Source organism: Pseudoalteromonas sp. S16_S37 (genome assembly GCF_014694405.1).
Lineage (GTDB): Bacteria > Pseudomonadota > Gammaproteobacteria > Enterobacterales > Alteromonadaceae > Pseudoalteromonas.
This window is the reverse complement of the sequence record NZ_JAAUWV010000139.1, coordinates 1-1,469: the sequence shown is the minus strand read 5'-3', so window position 1 is coordinate 1,469 and position 1,469 is coordinate 1. Positions and strand designations below refer to the sequence as shown.

At 38.9% G+C, this 1,469-nt stretch carries 2 protein-coding genes; both read right to left on the bottom strand.

The genetic code is table 11. The features are described from left to right. Positions 1-108: 108 nt before the first annotated feature. Complete coding sequence (locus HC733_RS22210; RefSeq protein ID WP_190367152.1) at positions 109-1,161, bottom strand: alpha/beta hydrolase; 1,053 nt, start codon at positions 1,159-1,161, stop codon at positions 109-111. 31 nt (positions 1,162-1,192) lie between these two features. Further along, positions 1,193-1,345 carry a YciI family protein gene (locus HC733_RS22205; RefSeq protein ID WP_190367151.1) on the bottom strand — a complete coding sequence of 51 codons (153 nt, stop codon included), beginning with the start codon at positions 1,343-1,345 and terminating at the stop codon, positions 1,193-1,195. Between the last annotated feature and the right edge of the window lie 124 nt (positions 1,346-1,469).

The window sequence follows — 1,469 nt, the reverse complement described above, 5'->3', positions numbered from 1 at the left end:
TTTGGCCGCTTCCTTTGCGAAAGCTTCAAGTTCTTTTTTGTTCATTTGCATCTGCCTATCATTAACTCTCAATAGAGTATGTTGTGATAGGCAGTTACACAAAATTAGTTACAGACTCTGCTGTGAGGCTTTAAGCGCTTGATCAATTTTTTTATCCATTTCATACGCGGTTGCTAAACTATCCCACAAGATTTCAGATTTAGAGAAGTCTTTAACACCTTGCTCTAATATCTCAACCCCCCATTGCGTTTTTCCTTCATAGGCAGCTTTTAATCCATATACATTGTACTGATGTAGAGAAAGTTTAAATTCGTAATCATATCCAGCAACGATTGATTTGTAGTATTTGTGAAGCTCATTCAATGGCATCACATCCACTTCGGGTACTGCATTCCAATCTTTAAAAATCGTTTTTAGGGCAGTAGCATTGCCAACCAAAGGGGTACTATCATGTGTGTCTTCTGGAAATTGTTTAGTAAACCAATACAAATTGTTTATCTTGTGGCTGTTGAGCTCGTTGAGCATGGCTTGATAAGACTCAATCATTTCACCGGGCTCATTTGCCATACTTAAAAACCAACGTTTGACAGAGGTAAAATGGCCTGGTTTCAAGGTCGCATAATGTTTTACGAGTGCTTGGTCATCCCACCAAAAACTTGGACTGATAGAAATATGTGCATTGAATGGACTGTCTTTTTCCAGCGCTAAATAGCTTGTAAATAACCCTGCTAGTGAGTGGCCTGTGATCATGTAATAAGGGGCGACTCGATATTTTTCATGTACCTTAGCAAGCAATTCTTTATCCAAAAATTCTTTAAATAAATGCGCCTTCCCAGAGCGGCCAACAAACTGCTTGTGTTCAGTCGGCGTAAAGTAGGTCATTCTTTTTAAGGTACTCACCGATACGACTATCATTTCTGGCATAATTGCGTAGGTACTTAAGAATTGGTTACCCGCGGCAATATGTTGAAACTGTGTTGAGCCATCAAGCACCACTAAAACAGGGTATGTGGATGAGTTAGAAAGTGAATAAGTGTCTGGTAGGGAGACTTGAATAGTCGGGTTTTCATCTAATATTGCTGATTTTAAGACAAAACGTTCTGATTTTGCGTGGCTCACAGTTGTAAATACGAGTGCTACAAGTACAATGAATATTCTCATGATCTTCCTTTTCGGATGAGTGATTGGCTGTTTAAGAGAGTTGATACTGCTCTACAGGTACAAGGCGCGCTTCCTTGATGTCGATATTTTCCCAAACATTGTTGGTTACATAAGGATCTTCACTGAGCCACATATCTAACTCTTCCCGAGTATCAAATTCAACATGAACTGATGAGCCTATCATTTTCCCAGAACTGGCCCCCAATTTTCGGACATGACTTTAAGTGATTGTTCTGTTTTTATAGTAACCAAAAATATTGGAATAGATGATGACTAGAAAACGTAGAAACCACTCTCCTGAATTTAAA